The organism is Novosphingobium sp. B1, assembly GCF_900176395.1.
In the GTDB taxonomy this organism is placed as follows: Bacteria; Pseudomonadota; Alphaproteobacteria; order Sphingomonadales; family Sphingomonadaceae; genus Novosphingobium.
In genome coordinates this window covers 297,251-316,581 of record NZ_FWXL01000004.1, presented here as the reverse complement: position 1 = coordinate 316,581, position 19,331 = coordinate 297,251, and the positions used below count along the sequence as shown (strand labels likewise).

At 63.3% G+C, this 19,331-nt stretch carries 15 protein-coding genes and 1 other RNA gene; 8 read left to right on the top strand and 8 right to left on the bottom strand.

Features of this window, described 5'->3' with window-relative positions; translation table 11 throughout:
- The first annotated feature begins 3 nt into the window (after positions 1-3).
- Positions 4-3,135, top strand: a complete 3,132-nt coding sequence (locus tag B9A23_RS09535; RefSeq protein ID WP_084278614.1) for a Dyp-type peroxidase — start codon at positions 4-6, stop codon at positions 3,133-3,135.
- A 196-nt stretch (positions 3,136-3,331) separates the two neighbouring features.
- On the opposite strand, the gene rpoH is transcribed toward B9A23_RS09535, so the two are convergent.
- The 4 genes from rpoH to B9A23_RS09510 form a co-directional block, all read right to left on the bottom strand.
- On the bottom strand, positions 3,332-4,264 hold the full coding sequence (rpoH, locus tag B9A23_RS09525; protein ID WP_176217937.1) for an RNA polymerase sigma factor RpoH: 933 nt from the start codon (positions 4,262-4,264) through the stop codon (positions 3,332-3,334).
- A 78-nt stretch (positions 4,265-4,342) separates the two neighbouring features.
- Positions 4,343-5,320, bottom strand: a complete 978-nt coding sequence (locus tag B9A23_RS09520) for an RluA family pseudouridine synthase (protein ID WP_084278611.1) — start codon at positions 5,318-5,320, stop codon at positions 4,343-4,345.
- 73 nt (positions 5,321-5,393) lie between these two features.
- Positions 5,394-6,587, bottom strand: coding sequence for a carbohydrate porin (locus B9A23_RS09515; protein WP_084278610.1), 1,194 nt, complete (start codon positions 6,585-6,587; stop codon positions 5,394-5,396).
- Complete coding sequence (locus B9A23_RS09510) at positions 6,584-8,350, bottom strand: methyl-accepting chemotaxis protein (protein ID WP_176217936.1); 1,767 nt, start codon at positions 8,348-8,350, stop codon at positions 6,584-6,586. Before B9A23_RS09510 ends, B9A23_RS09515 begins: the two co-directional genes overlap by 4 nt.
- A 209-nt stretch (positions 8,351-8,559) precedes the next feature.
- Between B9A23_RS09510 and B9A23_RS09505 the strand changes: the two genes are divergently transcribed.
- From B9A23_RS09505 to B9A23_RS09480, 6 genes are all read left to right on the top strand, one after another.
- Entirely contained in the window at positions 8,560-8,982 is a 423-nt protein-coding gene (locus B9A23_RS09505) for a M67 family metallopeptidase (RefSeq protein ID WP_254895062.1), read from the top strand.
- A 154-nt stretch (positions 8,983-9,136) separates the two neighbouring features.
- A complete protein-coding gene (locus B9A23_RS09500; RefSeq protein ID WP_084278607.1) occupies positions 9,137-9,784 on the top strand; it encodes a histidine phosphotransferase family protein in 648 nt (215 codons plus the stop codon).
- 6 nt (positions 9,785-9,790) lie between these two features.
- Positions 9,791-10,495, top strand: coding sequence for an N-acetylmuramoyl-L-alanine amidase (locus tag B9A23_RS09495; protein ID WP_084278723.1), 705 nt, complete (start codon positions 9,791-9,793; stop codon positions 10,493-10,495).
- A gap of 7 nt (positions 10,496-10,502) precedes the next feature.
- Positions 10,503-10,925, top strand: an RNA gene (gene rnpB / locus B9A23_RS09490) — RNase P RNA component class A.
- A 42-nt stretch (positions 10,926-10,967) separates the two neighbouring features.
- Positions 10,968-11,909, top strand: coding sequence for a cation diffusion facilitator family transporter (locus B9A23_RS09485; protein WP_084278606.1), 942 nt, complete (start codon positions 10,968-10,970; stop codon positions 11,907-11,909).
- Between the two features lie 471 nt (positions 11,910-12,380).
- Positions 12,381-12,854 (top strand): fasciclin domain-containing protein, encoded by a 474-nt coding sequence (locus B9A23_RS09480; protein WP_254895064.1) that lies wholly within the window; start codon positions 12,381-12,383, stop codon positions 12,852-12,854.
- Positions 12,855-13,383: 529 nt separating this feature from the next.
- On the opposite strand, the gene clpX is transcribed toward B9A23_RS09480, so the two are convergent.
- Positions 13,384-14,640, bottom strand: a complete 1,257-nt coding sequence (gene clpX, locus B9A23_RS09475) for an ATP-dependent Clp protease ATP-binding subunit ClpX (RefSeq protein ID WP_039336115.1) — start codon at positions 14,638-14,640, stop codon at positions 13,384-13,386.
- Positions 14,641-14,792: 152 nt separating this feature from the next.
- Positions 14,793-15,485 (bottom strand): ATP-dependent Clp endopeptidase proteolytic subunit ClpP, encoded by a 693-nt coding sequence (clpP, locus tag B9A23_RS09470; RefSeq protein WP_084278604.1) that lies wholly within the window; start codon positions 15,483-15,485, stop codon positions 14,793-14,795.
- A 211-nt stretch (positions 15,486-15,696) separates the two neighbouring features.
- Between clpP and B9A23_RS09465 the strand changes: the two genes are divergently transcribed.
- The gene (locus B9A23_RS09465; RefSeq protein ID WP_084278722.1) at positions 15,697-17,160 is read left to right on the top strand and encodes an amidase; all 1,464 of its coding nucleotides are present in this window, start codon (positions 15,697-15,699) and stop codon (positions 17,158-17,160) included.
- Between the two features lie 958 nt (positions 17,161-18,118).
- Here the strand turns inward: B9A23_RS09465 and B9A23_RS09460 are convergent.
- Both B9A23_RS09460 and B9A23_RS22205 read right to left on the bottom strand, forming a co-directional pair.
- Positions 18,119-18,826, bottom strand: a complete 708-nt coding sequence (locus B9A23_RS09460) for a thermonuclease family protein (protein WP_084278603.1) — start codon at positions 18,824-18,826, stop codon at positions 18,119-18,121.
- 64 nt (positions 18,827-18,890) lie between these two features.
- Positions 18,891-19,208: a hypothetical protein gene (locus tag B9A23_RS22205; RefSeq protein ID WP_176217935.1), complete on the bottom strand. Its 318-nt coding sequence runs from the start codon at positions 19,206-19,208 to the stop codon at positions 18,891-18,893.
- Positions 19,209-19,331 lie beyond the last annotated feature (123 nt).

The following is a 19,331-nucleotide window of genomic DNA, read 5'->3' as shown; positions in this document are numbered from 1 at the left end:
GTCGTGAGCACTTCCCAGCAGTTCCTGACCGTTGCCATTCCTTTCGGCGATGGGTCCGAGTGGTGCGACATTGGCGATGTCGAGCGCGCGATAGCAGAACTGGGCAACCCGGCGCGAGACGATGTCGCCACGGCGCTGCGGGCAACCGGCGTGATCCATTTTGCCAGCATCCATGCCATCGCGCCCGAAGCGGACGGCAGCCGTGCCCACCTTCTGATCGAAGCGACGGTCGATGGCGATGCCGAAACGGCGCTGCGCGCGATGGTGGAAGCCATTGGCCCGTCGCTGCTGCCGATCCTCGCCTTGACCAGCGGAGCTAGGGCGCTGGGTGAAGTGCTTCCGCTGCTCATCAGCCATAGCCACGGCATCAGCCAATCGGCGCTGCGCTTGCCGTCAAACCTTTCCGGATTGCCATTCAACGGCCTGCCCGGCCTCAGCGTAGAGGCAATCGCGCGCAATCGTCGGCTCGTGGACAAGGCGCGATCGATCATCGCGACCGCGCGCGACAACAATCCGGCGCACGGACCGCAGAGCCTGTTCCGCCTCGTAGCGCAGCGATTGGAAGCCGATCTTGCCGCCCTGCCTGATCGCACGCCGCCGCAACTGGCCTTTTGCGAACGAAACGACGCGCCTTGGCTGGACTTTGCGCGCACCCGCTGGACGCTTGGCTGGATCTTGCGAGGGCTGTGGGACGCCAAGGCGCTGATACTGCCGCTGCTGCTCGTTCCCTATGGCCTTGCCTTGGCGGCCTTGCTGCTGACGGGCAGCGGTGCGCTCGAAGCGGGATGGGGCGCGATCGTGCCAGGCGTGATCCTGACCATGGTCATCGTCGGCATGCTTGCCGCGTTGCTTCGTCGCGACGAACTGGCGAACGTGCCGATTGACCGTACCCCTTCGGCAGCGGCGCTTGGCGCAATGATGGCGCGCGAGAATGCTCCGGGTCATGTCCAGAACCACATGATAAGCGTGACCCGGTTGCGCGCGGCATGGATTCGCCGGTTGAGTCTGCCGCTCGCCTTTACCGCGATTGCCACCATGGCCCGGATCGGGGTGATGCGTCGGGGGTTCCTCGCAACCATCGGCACGATCCATGCGGCACGGTGGGTCGTGCTGCCGGGCACAAGGCAACTGGTGTTCTGCAGCAACTTCGACGGAAGCTGGGAAAGCTATCTCGAGGACTTCATCACCAAGGCGTCGGAGGGCGTGTCGGCGGTATGGAGCAATGCGCGCGGTTTTCCGGCCACCCGCCTGCTATTCTGGAAGGGTGCGGAGGATGGTGACCGCATGAAGCGCTATGCGCGCTGCTCGATGCGCCCCACGCCCTTCTGGTTCACGGCCCATCCCGACTTGTCAGCCACGGCCATGCGCAAGCACGCCCTGATCGTCAGTGGCCTGCTGTGTGCTCGCAAGCTTGAAGCTAACCCGTCGGATGCCGAGGCGTGGCTCGATCTGTTCGGCTCGATCCCGCGGCCCGACTATGGCCTGCAGTACGAGGAGATCCAGACGCTACTATTCGGTGGCCTGAAGCGCCATCCATACAGCCGCGTCGTTACGCTGAATTTCGGCGCACCGCGCCAGGAAGCCAATGGCCATCCCTATGCCCATGTGCAGCAGTGGCTGGCCGGTCTGATTGCCCGCGACGAGATCGCTTTCGGCGACAAGCCGCCCGAGCAGGTCGTGAGCAACATCGCATTTTCCGCATCGGGACTGCGCCTGCTCGGTCTTGATGCCGAACTTGCGCTCGAGGGCGAAGGGACGGCGCAGGGGTTTCCTGCGGCGTTCGCGCTGGGGATGGCCCACCCAAGCCGCAAACGTGCACTGGACGATCCGGAAGGACTGGATTGGTGTGATGGTGACACGCATGCCGTGCTGCTGCTCTATGCTGCCGACAGGACAACCGAGACATCGCTTGATGCGCTGGTTGCCCAAGCCGCTGCAGCCGGAATTACCGCGACCCGCACGATCACGACCGGGGTGGGGACCTTCGATCTGGAAGGCTTTCGCGCCGCGTGGAACGAAGGCGAGGCCCCTGATGCGGCAGGGGGCACAAGCAAACGTTTCGTCCATGCCTCCGCCGAAAGCGACGGCGAGCTTTCGACAGAACCGTTCGGCTTTGTCGACGGCGTTTCCCAGCCGCTGGTGCGCGGGTTTCCGGGACGACATGGTGCGCCCGACCCGGTCCACGGGGTCGAACCAGGCGAGTTCATTCTGGGTTACGCCGACAACCGCGGCTATTACCCGCCTTCACCACTGATCGAGCGTCCGATGGAGCAGATCGGCATGCACCCTGAGGTGCTGCTGCCTTCTCCGCCGCCCGATCAGCCGACGCAATATCCTGATTTTGCCGGCGCCGGGCCGAAAGCTCGCGATTTTGGCCGCAACGGCAGTTACCTCGTCATCCGCCAGCTTGAGCAGGACGTCGATGGCTTTGAAGCGCAGCTTGATCGCCAGGCCGAAGCGCTGTGCCGTCAGAGGGAGCTCATCAACCCGCACAACGGCAATCGCCATCGCACGCGCGAATGGCTCGCGGCCAAGATGCTGGGGCGTTGGCGAGACGGCTCGGCACTGGTGGATCACCCCTTCCACCCAGCATTTCGCAGCGGCGCAGAAGCCATTCGGCGCAACGGGTTTCTCTACAAGGATGCCGATCCACAAGGGTTGCGCTGTCCGTTTGGGGCGCACGTCCGCCGCACGTTCCCGCGTGACAGCCTTGCCCCGACCGAGCCGGTGGAACTGGCGGTTACCAACCGGCATCGGCTGCTCCGACGGGGGCGCCCCTTCCTCGATCCTGGCACCGGAGTCGCCAGAGGCACGCTGTTCATGTGTTTCAATGCCGATATCGAACGGCAGTTCGAATTCGTGCAGCAGACCTGGGCTGGATCGCCAACGTTCCACGGTCTGGAGGGTGAGCCAGATCCCTTTGCCATGCATGAAGGTCCAGGCGCCGGGGCAAGCCAGCGCTTTACCATCCATGGCCGCAATGCGCCGCTGACGCTGGAGGGGTTGCGGCGCTATGTGGCGCTGCAGGGCGGAGGATATTTCTTTCTTCCCGGCCGTCATGCCCTGTGGTTTCTTGCCGGTGCGGCTCTTCAGCGAACGCCGGATGGCCCGGTGCAGCCTGCCGCTCTGGCCTGAAGATCAGGCGATCAGCCAGGCCCTGCGGCACAAGGCTGCCAATCCGGCACGGGTGGTTCGGGTGGACAGTTCGGGCCGAGGGCACAATTTCGGCGAGCTGGCCCTTCCTCGCTCATGCGCCATGCTAAATGCAAAAGCGGCCGGACTTTCGCCCAGCCGCCAAAGCATGACCTCCGGGGACTTTATCTTGCCGTAATCACGCCGGTAGCAACTTGCGCTCCACGGCGATCCGCTGGATCGCCTTCTGCAGCTTTTCGAAGGCTCGCACCTCGATCTGGCGCACGCGTTCACGGCTGACGTTGTAGACCTGGCTCAGTTCTTCCAGGGTCTTGGGATCGTCAATCAGGCGGCGATCGGTCAGGATGTGGCGCTCGCGCTCGTTCAGGCTGTCCATCGCCTCGACCAGCAACTGGTGGCGATAGCTTGCTTCCTCGGCATCGGCGACAGTTTCGTCCTGCAGCGGGCGATCGTCGGTCAGCCAGTCCTGCCACGAACCTTCGCCATCCTCGCGCATGGAGACGTTGAGCGAGGCATCGCCGCCCATCATCATGCGCCGGTTCATGTTGACCACTTCCTGCTCGGGCACGCCAAGATCGGTCGCGATCTTGCGTACGTCGTCAGGGTGCAGATCGGAGTCCTCGAAAGCCTCGAGGTTCTTCTTCATGCGGCGCAAGTTGAAGAACAGCTTCTTCTGCGCTGCCGTAGTGCCCATCTTGACCAGACTCCACGAACGCAGGATAAATTCCTGCATCGAGGCCTTGATCCACCACATCGCGTAAGTGGCGAGACGGAAGCCCCGGTCGGGCTCGAACTTCTTGACGCCCTGCATCAGGCCGATGTTGCCTTCGGAAATCAGTTCGCTGACCGGCAGGCCATAGCCGCGATAGCCCATGGCGATCTTCGCCACGAGACGCAGGTGGCTGGTCACGAGCTGGGCTGCAGCTTCGGGATCCTGGTGTTCCTGGAAACGCTTGGCGAGCATGTATTCCTGCTCAGCCGTAAGCACGGGGAACTTGCGGATTTCCGAGAGATAGCGGTTGAGGCTGGCTTCCCCGCCAAGGGCAGGTACTGACACAGCGTTTCTTTCCTCACTCACCTGAACACATCCTTTCTTCGTGTCGGTTCCCATGTGACGGCCCCCTGTTGGGCGACCGGCGGCGGGACCACTCAGACGGAGACTCCCTGCGGACGACTCCAAAGTCCTCTGTTACAACATCGCCAGTACCTTTGCATCATGCCCTTCAGCGCAGAGTTCGACGATGAGTTCCCGCATATCGACGGGCGTCGGGCTGGCGAAAAGATGGGCCGCACCGGTAACGGGGTGAATGAACCCCAGTTCCGCCGCGTGCAGCGCCTGGCGTTGAAATCCGAGCCGCTGGAGCAGCGGCCGAAGCCTTGAGGGAGTGCGTCCATAGACAGGGTCTCCCAATAGCGGATGGCCGATTGACGCAAGGTGAACGCGGATCTGGTGTGTTCGTCCGGTCTCGAGCCGGCATTCCACCAGCGCTGCGCCATCAAGGGAGGCGAGCGTCCGGTAATGCGTCACCGCATGCTTGCCCCGTCCGTCCTCCACCAGTGCCATTTTCTTGCGGTCATGGCTTGATCGCGCGATTGCGCCGCGCACGGTCCCGGCAACCGGCACGGGGAGCCCTGCAGTCACGCACTTGTAGGCACGCACGATCGAATGGTCGGCAAACTGCTTCGCCAGCCCCTCGTGCGCCACGTCGGTCTTGGCGACGACGAGCAGCCCGGACGTGTCCTTGTCGATCCGGTGGACGATGCCCGGCCTTGCCACGCCGCCGATGCCGGAGAGCTGCCCGCTGCAATGATGCAGCAAAGCGTTGACCAGTGTGCCATCGAGGTTTCCGGCGGCAGGATGCACGACCAGACCCGCCGGCTTGTCCACGACGACAAGCGCATCATCCTCATAGACGATGGCGAGCGGAATATCCTGCGCGACGGCCTCGGCAGGAGCGGCGGGCGGGACGGCAATCGCGAAGGGCGTTCCGGCAGCCGGTTTCAGCGATGCCTGATGAACCGGATGGCCCGAAAGCGAAATCCGGCCTTCGCCAAGGAGTGCCTTGATCCTTTCACGCGAAAGACCGCTGGCATCGGCCAGGGCTTTATCGATCCGTTGCCCGCCAGCTGGCACCGTCCCGGATATGATCGTATCGTCGGCCCCCATCCCCTTGGATATGGGAAGCGGACCAGGGCAGGGCAAGGGCCGATACCGTGGGCAGGTACATCAGAGGTGCCGCTCAGAAGCTCCAGGTCATGCGTGTGGTTACGACGATCACATCCTGCGCGCCGCGGATGCCGCCCGGCCCGTGCACCCATTGTATGTCGGGCTGCACGCTAAGCGACGGGGCGATCGCGTCGGCGAAGGTCAATTCCAGCGCGGTCTCGTTTCCGGGGTCCTGATCGAGTGCGCGCACCGCATCGCGATAGTGATTGCTCGTCCAGGCGTGATGCACACCAAGCGAAAGCTGGCTGTCGGGGCGCCCAGAAAACGCCGGCTCCATCAGCAGGCCGGCCTGGAAGCCACCGTGAAAGGGCGTGGTATGGGGATCGGACAGGCCGGCGCGCAGGAAGGCGGTAACCTCGCGCGATCTGCCGGCGGGCAGCAGGTCCCCCTCGATCACGAGGTACGCGCCTTGCGAGGGCTTTCGCAATGGCTGTCCATCTTGCCCGGTTTCATACTGGTTTTCAGGGTTGCGGGTGTAGCGCCAGACGCCGACCGTACCGCGGATCCTTCCTTCGCCCCGCCCGGCTTCGGCAATGGCAAGAAGGCCGTCGCGAAAGCTGAAATCAACGCCGCCGCGGTCACCAAGGGTGCTCGCCCGCGCATTGATCAGGCCCAGGCGAACAAAGCTGCCCGCATTGCCCACAGGGACATGAAGACGGGCCGCCAAGGCGCTCGACGGAAAGATCGAGGGGCCGTTTGGTCCGGTTGCCGCCAGTTCCGATCCGATGCCGAAAGGGGGGGCAAGAAGCAGGCCTGCCGCTTCGTTGGCGTAGAACTCGCTGTTCACATCGTAAAGACCGGCGCGCAACGAGGTCCCGGAACTGCCGATGTCCTGCTCCAGCCAGGCTTCGAAGAGCCGCAGGCCCGCGTCAGGCACTTCAATGTTGTCCACGCCCTGAAGCGTCTGCGCGGCATCGTTGGGCCGTGCGCCGCGGTTGTCCAGCACGTGCAGGTGGGCCCGCCCGCCCTGCCACCCGACGAGACGGCCAAGATCGAGATCGGCGGTCAGGTTGACGTTGGTGAGACTGCGCACCTTGCGGTCGCTTCCGCCCTGCACCACCGACACCAGATCGACGATCGCCTCGCCCGCCAGTTCGACCGGTGCAGTTTCGCCCGCTGTGTCCTGCGCCAAAGCGACCGGCACAGCCATCGGCAGGACAAGGCCGGACAGGGCGATGGCCAAAGCCATGTTGGTGAGGCCGGTCATGCCGCCAGCGCCCGTCCAGGATGCGCAGGGCTGGCCTCGCCGATGCGAAAGCGCGAAAGTTGTTCCACCACATCTTCGATGGAGCCGACGACCGAGCGGCTGGCCTCGTTCACCTGCTCGGCAACGGCACTGTTGCTTTGGGTGATCTGCTCGATCTGCCGCGAAGTCGCGTCGATCGAACGCAATGATATGTCCTGCTCGCTGGCGCCCGCCTCGACCACTTCCATCATGTGGTTGATCTCGTCCATCTGCCCGGTGATTGCGCGCAAGCTTGCGCCGGCATCGCGCACCAGCCGCACGCCATTGCCGATCTCGCCCGAGGCATTGGTGATGAGGTCGCGGATCTCGCGCGCCGCGTCGGCGCTGCGTTGGGCAAGCGCGCGCACTTCGGTGGCGACGACGGCAAATCCTTTGCCCGATTCGCCAGCCCGCGCGGCCTCGACGCCGGCGTTCAGCGCGAGCAGGTTGGTCTGGAAGGTGATCGCGTCTATGACACTGACGATCGAACCGATCTCCTGCGCAGCGTGCTCGATGCGATCCATCGCCTCTTCGGCATGCTGGATCACTTCGCCGCCCCGGTTGATTTCCTGCCCTACGCGATCGACCGCCGTACGCGCGGTCGACACCGCTGCCGTCGAGCCTTCGACGCGCTGGGCGAGACTGGCGATCGCCGCGGCGGTCTCTTCGAGGCTGGCGGCCTGGCTGGCGTTGCGGTCGGACAGGTCGCCCGCCGCGCCGCCGATGTCGCGTGCCACGCCGTTGAGCCGCTCGGTCGTCGTCTTCATGCGATCGAGCGCCGAACCGAGAACGCGCAGCGCGTTGTTGAAATCGCTGCGGAGTTGCTCGAACGGCCCATGCAGCGGGTGATCGATGGTATAGGACAGGTTGCCCGCAGCCAGTTCGCTCAGCCCCTTGCCAATCGAGGTGACGATGACGTCAGCCTGACGTGTCGTTTCGCTTTGTGCTTCGCGCAGGTGATCGCGCAGTTCGACAACCGCCCGCGCGAGACTCCCGATCTCGTCGGCGCGCGTTTCACCCGCCATGTCGACGTCGAGCCGTCCGGCAGCCATCTCCTGAACGCGCCCGGCAATGGCGATGATCGCCGCAACGATGTCCCGCCGCGCAAGACGTGCGACACATGCCAGCAGGAACAGCAGCACGACAAGGCTCGCCAGCGAAATCCACTTGGCTTGTGCTGCGACGGCATTGGCATCGGCGGCCGTGCGCGCTGCGTGTGCTTCGACGGCGTCAGAAATCTTTGCCATCTCGCCTTCAAGCCGTGAAAACAGTTCCTGAAAGCGTTGCAGCTGCGCATCGTCGGGCACGCCACCCTGCTGCGCTGACGCAGCAATGCTCTGGCCCAGGGAAACGTAGGCGCGAAACGCCTCGTCCGCCGCCCGGCGCGCAGCTAGCACTTCAGGCGCGCCGGTCGTGCGCATGGTCGCTCCCATCCGATTGTCGAACTCGCGCAGGCGCGCCTGCAGTTCGCGCGCAGCTTCGCCGCCATCGATGGCCCGGGTCTGCTGCGCTGCGACGATGCTGACCACTTCTCCACGGATCGCATCGTGCCCCATGTCGGCTTCCATGTGGTCGCGCATCAGTCTGGTCGCAGCGTTAAGCTGGACCATCGCGCTTTCCTGCCGCCACATTCCGCCAAGGCTGAGAGCCGTCGAAACGAGTGCACCGACCCCAAGGATCGTGCAGCCAAGCATGACTTTCCGTTTGATGGATTGCTCACCAATCACGTGATGCTCCATGTTCATGCACACCGAACATCGCCGGGTGGCTCGACAGCGGAACATCTTGCGCAATTACGGCCAATATTGGCCGAATCTGGCCATAGGTACTCCACGTTAGTGGAATGTCCGTGGCAACTTTACGCAATGCGCCAGTAATCGCTTGCTAGGGGCGAATAACAAGTGTTTGTTACAGCGCGAAATTAGTGGTGCTGGCTGAAGTTGAGGGAGCAGGCTTGAACGCACAAACAGCCTTGCAGATGGGGAGTGCCGTCATTGCAGCCATTACAGCGGCTGCACGTGGCGCTGCCCCGCGTGAAGCCTGCGGCATCCTGCTTGGCCGGGGTGCCTGCGTCGAGTCCGTGCTGGTTACGGCAAACGTGTCGGCCGACCCGACGCGGCATTTCGAGGTCGATCCTGCCGCGCTGGTCGCCGCCCACAAGACTGCCCGTTCTGGCGGCGCGAAAGTCATCGGATATTTCCATTCCCACCCCAACGGCCTTGCACGCCCGTCTGCCACCGACGCTGCCTCATCGGCCCGCAATGGCGCCGTGTGGGTCATCGCGGCTCCCGACAGCGACGGAACGTGGGGGATTACGTGTTGGCACGATGGCGCCGCAGGGTTCGAACGCCTTTCCTACCACGTCTCGGGTGGCTAAGGCTGTTGGCGAATGATTGCGGCGGACCGTCTATGTCATCCTGCCCGGCGCTGCTGGAGCATGGAACCGGGACGCACCGCATCGCAATCGCATTTGTCTGTCAGGACAGTGTAAACAGCGTAAACCCCTTATCCAAAAGGCCTGCAAACCGAACATGACCGCAACCGTCTCTGCTCTCGATCTTGCCAGCCTGCTCTGCTCGCGCCTTTGCCATGACCTGCTCAGCCCGGTGGGGGCCCTGTCAAACGGGCTCGAACTGCTTGCTGACGAAAAAGACCCTGAAATGCGGCAGCGGTGCTTCGAGCTGCTCGAGCAGAGCGCGAAGGCTTCGGCTGACAAGCTCAAGTTCTTCCGCCTTGCCTTCGGTGCCGCCGGCGGGTTTGGCGAACAGGTGCCTGTCGCCGAAGCGCGTCAGTTGGTCGATGCTCTGGCAGGCAGCAATGGCCGCGTCGCAGTCAACTGGATGTTCGGCGTGGACAGCCTCGCCAAGCCTGCGGTCAAGACCATGCTCAACCTTGCATTGATCGGCCTTGATGCGCTGGTGCGCGGTGGCACTCTGGATATCGGCGTGGAAGTGCGCGAAGGCGTTGCGGAAATCGTCGTGCGCGCGGCAGGGCAGCGCGTGGCCTTCGATCCGGCGATCGGCCAGGCACTCGAAGGCACGCTGCCCTCGGCCGAACTTTCCAACCGCACCGCGCCTGCGGCAATGGTCAACCAGCTGGCCACGGCAATCCAGGGTGGCGTGCAGGTGCATGTCACGGCGGAAAGCCTGGTCCTTGGCGCGGTGCTTCCGGTCGCCTGAGCCATGATGCGCCGCTGGCTCGTCCATCGCGAGGTGCCATCGCCAAACTGGAACGAGCGCAAGTTGCCCGTCAGCATGGTGGTGCTGCACTACACGGGGATGGAGACCGGGCAGGCGGCGCTTGACCGGTTGTGCGATCCGGCGGCGGAAGTTTCGGCGCATTACATGATTGACGAGGACGGCACGGTCACCGGCCTCGTCGATGAAGCCAAGCGGGCGTGGCATGCGGGACGATCAAGCTGGCGCGGGATCACCGACGTCAATTCTGCAAGCGTCGGCATCGAACTGGTCAATCCCGGCCACGAATTCGGCTATCGCCCATTCCCCGATGCGCAGATCGAGGCGCTGCTGCCGCTGCTGGCCGACATCGTCAAGCGGCACAACATTCCCCGCGCCAACGTCGTCGGCCATTCCGATGTCGCCCCGGCGCGCAAGGAGGACCCGGGCGAGCTGTTTCCGTGGGAACTGTTGGCCCGCCACCGCTTGTGCCTGCCGACACCCAAGCTGTCGATGCGGCTGCTCTACGACAACGAGGCTGCGTTCTTTCTTGCCCTCGAACGGTTCGGCTACGACATCTCCGATCAGGAAGCCGCCGTGCGCGCCTTTCAGCGACGCTGGCGCCCGCACCGGATCGACGGGCAGGTCGATGGCCATATCGGCGCATTGCTGTTCGAACTCCTGTTGGAACGCGATCTGGGTCATGCTAGGTGACTGCTCGCCAGGGGGCCGGGCAGCCGCGTGATCGCAAGATCCCGAGGAAAGTCCGGGCTCCACGAAACAAGGGTGGCGGGTAACGCCCGCCGGGCCTGACGCCGCAAGGTGGAGGGTCAAGGGAAAGTGCCACAGAGAGCAGACCGCTAGTCCGCAAGGACGAGTAAGGGTGAAAGGGTGCGGCAAGAGCGCACCGCGCGACCGGCAACGGAAGCGGCACGGCAAACCCCACCCGGAGCAAGATCGAATAGGGACTGCGCGCTCTTCGGAGCAGGCCTGTTTCGGGCCAGCAGTCCGGGTTGATTGCTTGAGCGTTCCGGCAACGGTCCGCCTAGAGGAATGGCTGCCAGCGGCGATACGGTGCCCGCCAAGAGCAATCTTGGGCATACCGTCGGCGCTACAGAACCCGGCTTACAGGCCCCCTGGCGCAAGGTCTGTTCCCACCGCCGCCCGCAGGCGTTAGGAAGGGGCCATGTCTGCCGGCCATCATCACCATCATTCGCACGCCCACTCGCACGATCATGGCCACAGCCACGCCCCTGCCAGTTTCGGCCGCGCCTTCGCGGTCGGCATCGGGCTGAACCTTGCCTTCGTGATCGTGGAGGCGGCCTATGGGCTGATTTCCGGATCGATGGCGCTGGTTGCCGATGCGGGCCACAACCTGTCCGACGTGCTTGGCCTGGTCATTGCCTGGATCGCCAGCGTGCTGACTGCGCGGCCACCATCGGCGCGGTTCACCTATGGCTTCAAGTCTAGCTCGATCCTTGCCGCGCTGGGCAATGCCGCGATCCTGCTGGTCGCGCTCGGCGCGATTCTGGTCGAGACCATCCGTCGCCTGATCGATCCGCAACCGGTTGCTGGCGACACCGTGATGATCATTGCCGCGATCGGCATAGTCATCAACACCGCCACCGCGCTGATGTTCATGCGTGGCCGCAATCATGACATCAACATCCGCGGAGCCTATCTGCACATGGCCGCAGATGCTGCCGTTTCGGCAGGCGTCGTGGTTTCGGGCCTGCTGATCACGCTGACCGGGGCGCAGTGGATCGATCCGGTGACCAGCCTGATCATCGTTGCGATCATCGCCATCGGCACCTGGGGCTTGCTCAAGGATTCGCTACGGATGAGCCTGCACGCAGTACCGCCGGGGATCGACGAGCAGCATGTGCGCCGCTTCCTGACCGGCCTGAACGGTGTGGAAGCCGTGCACGACCTTCACATATGGCCGATGAGCACGACCGAAACGGCGCTCACCGCGCACCTTGTCATGCCCGGCGGCCATCCCGGCGACAACTTTCTCCACCAGCTTGCCCACGAACTGGAGCACGATTTCGGCATCTGCCACGCAACGCTGCAGGTGGAGACGATCGACGGGCATGAATGTGCGCTGCTTCACGATCACACGGTCTGAGCATTGACCGAACAGGATGCGCTGACCTGACCTTGCGGGCATAGCCCCAAGGGACACGTCGAAATGCATGGGCAGAGAGCGCATCTGGAGCGCCGGAGACGTTCCAACCGGGTCAGAATTACCCCTCCGGCCCGGTTCCTCCCCTGACTTGCCGGCTATCTCGTTCCCTTCGGCCGGCGTCACATTCTGAAAGGCGCGCTGCCCCACGCAGCGCGCCTTCTTTTTGGCGTTTGTAGTTTGCGATCAATGACATGCACCTACGTGCATGTGGCCTATGCGACGACTCTCCCCACCTTATACGCGGGAGGGTGGGCCGGCCGCCCAATGTTTTGCGCCGGATGATCTGACGTTTCGACAAAGGAGTGACCGATGACCAAGAAGTTTCTGATCGCCGCGCTTGCCGCAACCGCCGCCGCCGCCGCACCCGTGTTTGTAACGCCCGCTTTCGCCAACCACCATGAAGAGACCAAGATGGTCGGCGGCGCAGCGATGTATCCGTCAAAGACCATCGTAGAGAACGCGGTGAACTCCGCCGATCACACCACGCTGGTTGCTGCCGTGAAGGCTGCCGGTCTGGTTGACACGCTCAACGGGACCGGTCCGTTCACTGTGTTCGCGCCGACCAACGCCGCCTTCGCCAAACTGCCGGCCGGAACGGTCGACACCCTGCTCAAGCCAGAGAACAAGGCCACCCTGACCAAGGTCCTGACCTACCACGTCGTGCCGGGGAAGGTGACGGCAGCGCAGCTCGTCGCCAAGATCAAGGCCGATGGCGGCAAGACCGAACTGACCACCGTCTCGGGCGGCAAGCTTACCGCCTCGCTGATGGGTGACACTGTGATGCTCACCGACGAGAAGGGCGGCATGGCCCACGTGACGCAGGCCGACGTAATGCAGAAGAACGGCGTGATCCACGTGACCGACGCGGTTTCGCTGCCGAACTGATCGGCTTCGAAAGCCCCCCACCCCCTCCCGGTTGCGGGAGGGGAGAAGGGTGGCGATCAGGCGGGAAGCTTTTGTGGACGTGGAGCGCACCTCAGCCCACTTCGCCGATAAGTGGCCGCTGCACTACCGTCTGACGAGTACAGAGTGAATTGGCTAACGGCAGGGGTAAACTCCCCTTCTCGACTCAAGAAGATGAAAGAACCGCTGCCTCGCTTCAGGGCTAATCTCGATCCTGAACCTATCGGCTCAAAGCGGAGTACATCCTCAAGCGAGTATGCCCAGCCCTTGTGGTACTCCAGAGTATAGCGAGCCGTTAGTGTCGGCGATTGCAAAGCCCTGATCTCACTTGCGCCCACCTCAATGTCAGGCAAGCCTTCCGATCGGAAGCACCCCTTTGCCTCCATTGGTGACTGCGGCGGCGACCCATTAAATGGCTGAAGCCACGCTAGCAACGCCACCAAAATCAAACCGCCCGCCAGCATAATGCCAGCGGGCGGTCCAAAATTTTCGTCCAGTTCGTTAAGTCCGCTCAGGCCGCTTCTTCCTTGCCCTTGTGGACGCGGATCGGTTCCTTGCGGCCTTCGACGACGTCCTTGTCGACCACGACCTCGTTGATGTCGGTCTCGGTCGGCACGTCGAACATGGTGTCGAGCAGCAGGCCTTCTACAATCGAGCGGAGGCCGCGTGCGCCGGTCTTGCGTTCGATGGCCTTCTTGGCGATCGCCTCGAGAGCGTCGTCGGTGAAGGTCAGGGTCACGTCTTCGAGCTCGAACAGCTTGGCGTACTGCTTGATCAGCGCGTTCTTCGGCTCCTTGAGGATCTTGACCAGCGCCTCGATGTCGAGGTCGTTCAGGGTCGCGATCACCGGAAGGCGGCCGACGAATTCGGGGATCAGGCCGAACTTGAGGAGATCCTCCGGCTCCGACTTCTGGAGCAGTTCGCCAACGCGGCGCTTTTCCGGATCGGCAACATGCGCGCCAAAGCCGATCGAGCGCTTCTGCAGGCGGTCGGCGATGATCTTGTCGAGGCCTGCGAAGGCGCCGCCACAGATGAACAGGATGTTCGTGGTGTCGACCTGCAGGAACTCCTGCTGCGGATGCTTGCGCCCACCCTGCGGCGGAACCGAAGCCGTGGTGCCTTCCATCAGCTTGAGCAGAGCCTGCTGCACGCCTTCGCCCGAAACGTCGCGCGTGATCGAGGGATTCTCGGCCTTGCGGCTGATCTTGTCGATCTCGTCGATGTAGACGATGCCATGCTGCGCCTTCTCGACGTTGTAGTCGGAAGCCTGGAGCAGCTTGAGGATGATGTTCTCGACGTCTTCGCCCACGTAACCGGCTTCGGTCAGCGTGGTGGCATCGGCCATGGTGAACGGCACGTCGAAGGTCTTGGCCAGGGTCTGGGCCAGCAGCGTCTTGCCCGAACCGGTCGGGCCGACGAGCAGGATGTTCGACTTCGACAGTTCGACATCGCCGCCCTTGCCGCTGTGCTTGAGGCGCTTGTAGTGGTTGTGCACGGCAACGGAGAGCACGCGCTTGGCGCGATCCTGGCCGATCACGTAGTCGTTCAGAGTCTCGAAGATGTCGCGCGGGGTTGGTACGCCGCCATCCTTCTTGCCGGCAATGCCGGCCTTGGTCTCTTCACGGATGATGTCGTTGCACAGTTCGACGCATTCATCGCAGATGAACACGGTCGGTCCGGCAATGAGCTTGCGCACTTCATGCTGCGATTTGCCGCAGAAGCTGCAGTAGAGGGTGCTCTTGGTATCCGATCCGGAAAGCTTGGTCATTCGTCCATCCCAGGCGCCTCTCCACGAGAGGCGGGCCCGATTATCCTACTACCGCAAGGGCATTAATCAACCGGACTCGAAAACAGGTAACAGATGCTTACTCGCCAAAGCCTTTCGCTGAGCTTAAGGCATTGGCGAGTAAGCGGAAACACTTATGCAGGCGCGCCGCCCGAACCTTCTTCGCCGCCGACCGTATCGGTCGTCGGACGCGACTCGAAGACCTTGTCGACAAGCCCGAAGTTCTTCGCTTCCTCGGCTTCGAGGAAGGTATCACGGTCCATCGCCTTCTCGATCTCGTCGAGCGTGCGGCCGGTGAACTTCACGTAGAGGTCGTTCATGCGCTTGCGGATGCGCAGGATCTCGCGCGCCTGAATCTCGATGTCGGAGGCCATGCCGCGGGCGCCGCCCGAAGGCTGGTGGACCATGATGCGTGCGTTGGGCAGCGCGATGCGCATGCCCGGCTCACCGGCGGCGAGCAGGAACGAGCCCATCGAGGCAGCCTGGCCGATGCACACGGTCGACACGCGGGGGCGGATGTACTGCATGGTGTCGTAGATCGCGAGGCCCGCCGTCACCACGCCGCCCGGCGAGTTGATGTACATCGAGATGTCCTTCGAGGGATTTTCCGACTCGAGGAACAGGAGCTGGGCGATGATCACCGAGGCCATGTGGTCCTCGACCTCGCCGGTCACGAAGATGATGCGTTCGCGCAGGAGGCGCGAATAGATGTCGAAGCTGCGTTCGCCGCGGCTCGATTGTTCGACCACGACCGGGATCAGCGCGCCGGTGACGGGATCGGTGGTGAATTTGCCTTGCGCACTCGATGCGCCGAACAGGTCGAGCATGGAAATCCTCATATGGTTAGGCTTCGCTATGTCGCGTGCCACGGCGCGATGTTCAAGGGCGTTAACCCCGAATCCGGGGATTTGCGGGTCGAATGGCAATTCGGCGATCCTGCCCGATGGTGCCGTTCGCTTCTGCAAGGCTGCCAAGGCGCTTGCATCGTGGCTTCGGCGTGGCAACCATGGTCGCAAACAAGGGCATGAGGGTAGCATAATGAGACTGCACATTCTTTCGGCGGCACTGGCGGCGACCGCGCTCTCTCCGGCAGCAAGCGCGCAGAGCGTTGCCGACTACCTCGCGCAGATCGCGGCGGTGGACGATTCTGGTCCCAAGCTCGATGCCGTCCTTGGGATTAACCCCGATGCCGCGAAGGAGGAAGCGGCGGCCAAGGCAATCAAGGGCGCGCTGGCTGGCAAGGCGGTTCTGATCAAGGACAACATCGAAGTTGCGGGCCCGATGGCTACCACCGCAGGCAGCCTTGCCTTGAAGGACAGTGTCACGGGTCGCGATGCGCCGCTGGTGGCGCGCCTGCGCAAGGCCGGCGTAGTGATCCTGGGCAAGACGAACCTTTCGGAATGGGCCAACATCCGCTCCTCCTCATCCTCCAGCGGCTGGAGCGCGGTTGGCGGTCAGACGAAGAACCCGCACGCGATTGATCGCACCGCTTGCGGCTCGTCCTCTGGCAGCGGTTCGGCAGTGGCGGCAGGCCTTGCCTGGGCCGCGATCGGCACGGAGACCGACGGGTCGATCACCTGCCCGGCATCGGTAAACGGCATTGTCGGATTCAAGCCGACCGTGGGCATGGTAAGCCGAACCCATGTCGTGCCGATCAGCCACAGCCAGGACACGGCAGGGCCGATGACCCGCAGCGTAGCCGATGCGGCACTGCTGATGAACGCGCTGGCGGGGAGCGATCCGGCCGATGCTGCTACCGCCGAGGCCGACGGGCGCAAGGCAGACTTCACTTCCGGCCTTGCCGCCGCCAGCCTCAAGGGGGTTCGCATTGGCGTGATGCGCAAGCAGGCGGGTAGCCATCCTGTGCTGCTGGCCCTGTTCGACAAGGCGCTGGCCGACATGAAGGTGGCTGGCGCGGAACTGGTGGACATCCAGTTCGAGCCAAGAGCGGAAATGGGCCGCGATGAGTTTGCCGTGCTGCTTTATGAACTGCGCGAGGACATGGGCACTTATCTGCGCTCGCTGCCCGGAAAGACCGGACCGAAGTCGCTCGCAGACCTGATCGCGTTCAACAAGGCCCACCCCGAAGAACTGCGCTGGTTCGGGCAAGACGTTTTCGAACAGGCCGAAGCGGCGACTGACAAGGCTGCTTACGAGGCAGCCCGGGCCAATTCGCTGAAGCTGGCAGGGGCGGAAGGCATTGACAAGTTGCTGCGCGACAACAAGGTGAGCTTCCTCGTCGCGCCGACCGAAGGCCCGGCCTGGCCGATCGACCTGGTGCTGGGCGACCATTTCGTTGGCGTCGGCGCAGGCAGCCTTGCTGCGATCGCGGGATACCCGCACCTTTCAGTGCCGATGGGAGCTGTGGAAGGCTTGCCGATCGGCTTGTCGATCATCGGCGCCAAGTGGGACGACAAGCGCGTGCTCGAAGCCGGCGCAGCTTTTGAGCATGTTCGGACCGCGCCCGTGCCGGTCCCTTCGTTCAAGCGCTGGGGAGAATAGGAAGCAAGGCTGTTTCGGCTTGCTGTAGAAGCTGGCGATATCGGCGGTTGGCTTGGGCCAGCAATCGCCGATCGGGCGAGCGGCGGACCGTAGTGCACTTCAGCCAGCGGGCCAGCCCGCGCAGCTTCGCGACAATCCGTTTTATGAGTGGCCGGGATTGTTCAGGCCGGAACAGGACCAGCGGTCTATGGCCGGGTGGCGAAAGGTTGGGAAGGGGGGCAACGATCAACTCTCGCGCGGTGGGCGTTTTTCTGGCGCAGGGCGTCGTACTGGACTTGCGATTGCGCTTGGGCGCTGGCTTGCGCGCTCCAATAGGAGGGCGGAGAGCCTTTTTCTTCTTGCGGGCGGCAGGAGGCGGAATCGCATAGGGGATTTCGCGCGAAGGTTCGGCTGAGCGCTTGCGGTCATCGCCCGGCCAAGTTTGCCGGCTAATGGCAACTTCATGTGGCAGCATGGGTATGGGAACGACAGATAGGCACTGTGTGGGCGGTGCCAGAGCTAGAACCGGGGGGCCTTGATCGCCTCGCTCCTTCACTTTTGACTGCTTTGCCGGGGTCCGGGCGGGGGGCGGTTTGGCAGCGCGGACCAAGACTTTTGCCGTGGCCTTGGCCCTGACTTTGTCAGCCTTGGGGGCGGGCGAACAATCACGTTGAAGCTTTGCCACCGATCAGTCCTTTGGACAGATAAAATGTCCAATTATATTTACACATTATTCATCAAGACTGGAGAGCAAGCAGGTCGGCAACGGATATGACAAGAAGATCAAGACATGAAACGAGCGCTTTGTCCAAGCCCCCGGAATAATGGACTAAAATACTTAAGGGGTGATGCGGTGCTGCTGGCCATGCCTGCGTTGATGGGGGCAGGGGCCTGCCTTTTGATCCATAGTCGAGAAACAGCCCTCCCTGAAGGACATGATGCCAGTGCACAAGGACATCAGATTTCAGGTCGGAGCCAACTACCCGCCACGTGAAAGGCGGTAACCGGCGGATTGCGCTTCCTCCTCGGAGCAAAACAGCCGCTCGGGGCGAGTACCGTCGTAATATTTCATGCCGGGCAAATAGTAGATGTGCTCACCGTTGCGGTGACTGATGTTTCCCTTGATCGCGCAGCCGAAAGCGTGGCGATAGACCTTGCGGACCGGGCGCTGAGGCATATTGCCGGACCCGCCAGAGCCTTGGCTGTCATGGCGCGAGACGATGGGGAGCCGCGCCTGGGGATGCGATTTTCGCCACTGCGAGGGCATCTCGAATGTCCCTGCCCATATGCCGACCTTGGCTTCTTTCGCAAGCTGCTGGGCCTCTGCCAATGCCGGTTCATCGGGGCTTGGCGCGGTCACCACGGCAAGACCGGCGGCCACCAGCGCTTCTGAAAGATCGCGCGCCGCGACAGTGCAGCGGGCGATCCCTATGCCCTGTGGATCGGTCACAACAACCCGGCATTCCGGTTCGGCGCCGTCTATCAACATGGCGAGTTGTCGTTTTGCCTGTGCCCCGCAGTCCCACGTCGCACCATCGCGCAGGCACTTTTGCGTGCTCTCGGGCGCATCGATCCCGAACAGGCGCAGCCGCTGCCCGGTCATGTCCAGCGTGTCTCCATCAAGAGCACTGGCATGGCCGCTGACAATCTGCCCCGCTGCAGGCACTGAAAGGGCGAGGAGTGCCAAGGCAATGGGCAGGCGCAAACACTATCTCCGATAAAAGGTCGGAGCCGCCTCTGGCGCATTCAGGTTAACCCTTGGTTTGCGACTGCAACGCTTCGAGCGCCTCCGAGTGCGATTGCAGGGCACGATGGCGGGCATTAGCACGAACTGCGTGGCTACGGTCCTGTGCTTTGCGTGCCCGCGTGCTGCGCCATAGGGCAAGGCTGCGAAACCACTGCGCGATGGTTTCAAAAAGGCCGCTGCCGCGCGGAAGCATGGGGGTATGCGAACGCGGCAGCGGCGTGACTTCGGCCATCGTTGCGGAGGCTTTGGCCGAAGGGGATTCGGTTGGTGCTGAGGGAAGCTCGGGCTCCATCGCCAGCGCGCGATCCAAAAGGTCGATCATGGTCATGGCAACAGTTGCATCCGAACCTGGTTGGACGTTGGGCGCCGAAGGCATGGCAGCGGGCGGTCTAGCGGCCATAGGCAGTTCCGCCTCCTGACTCGCAGGCTTGCGCGCATCGGCCGC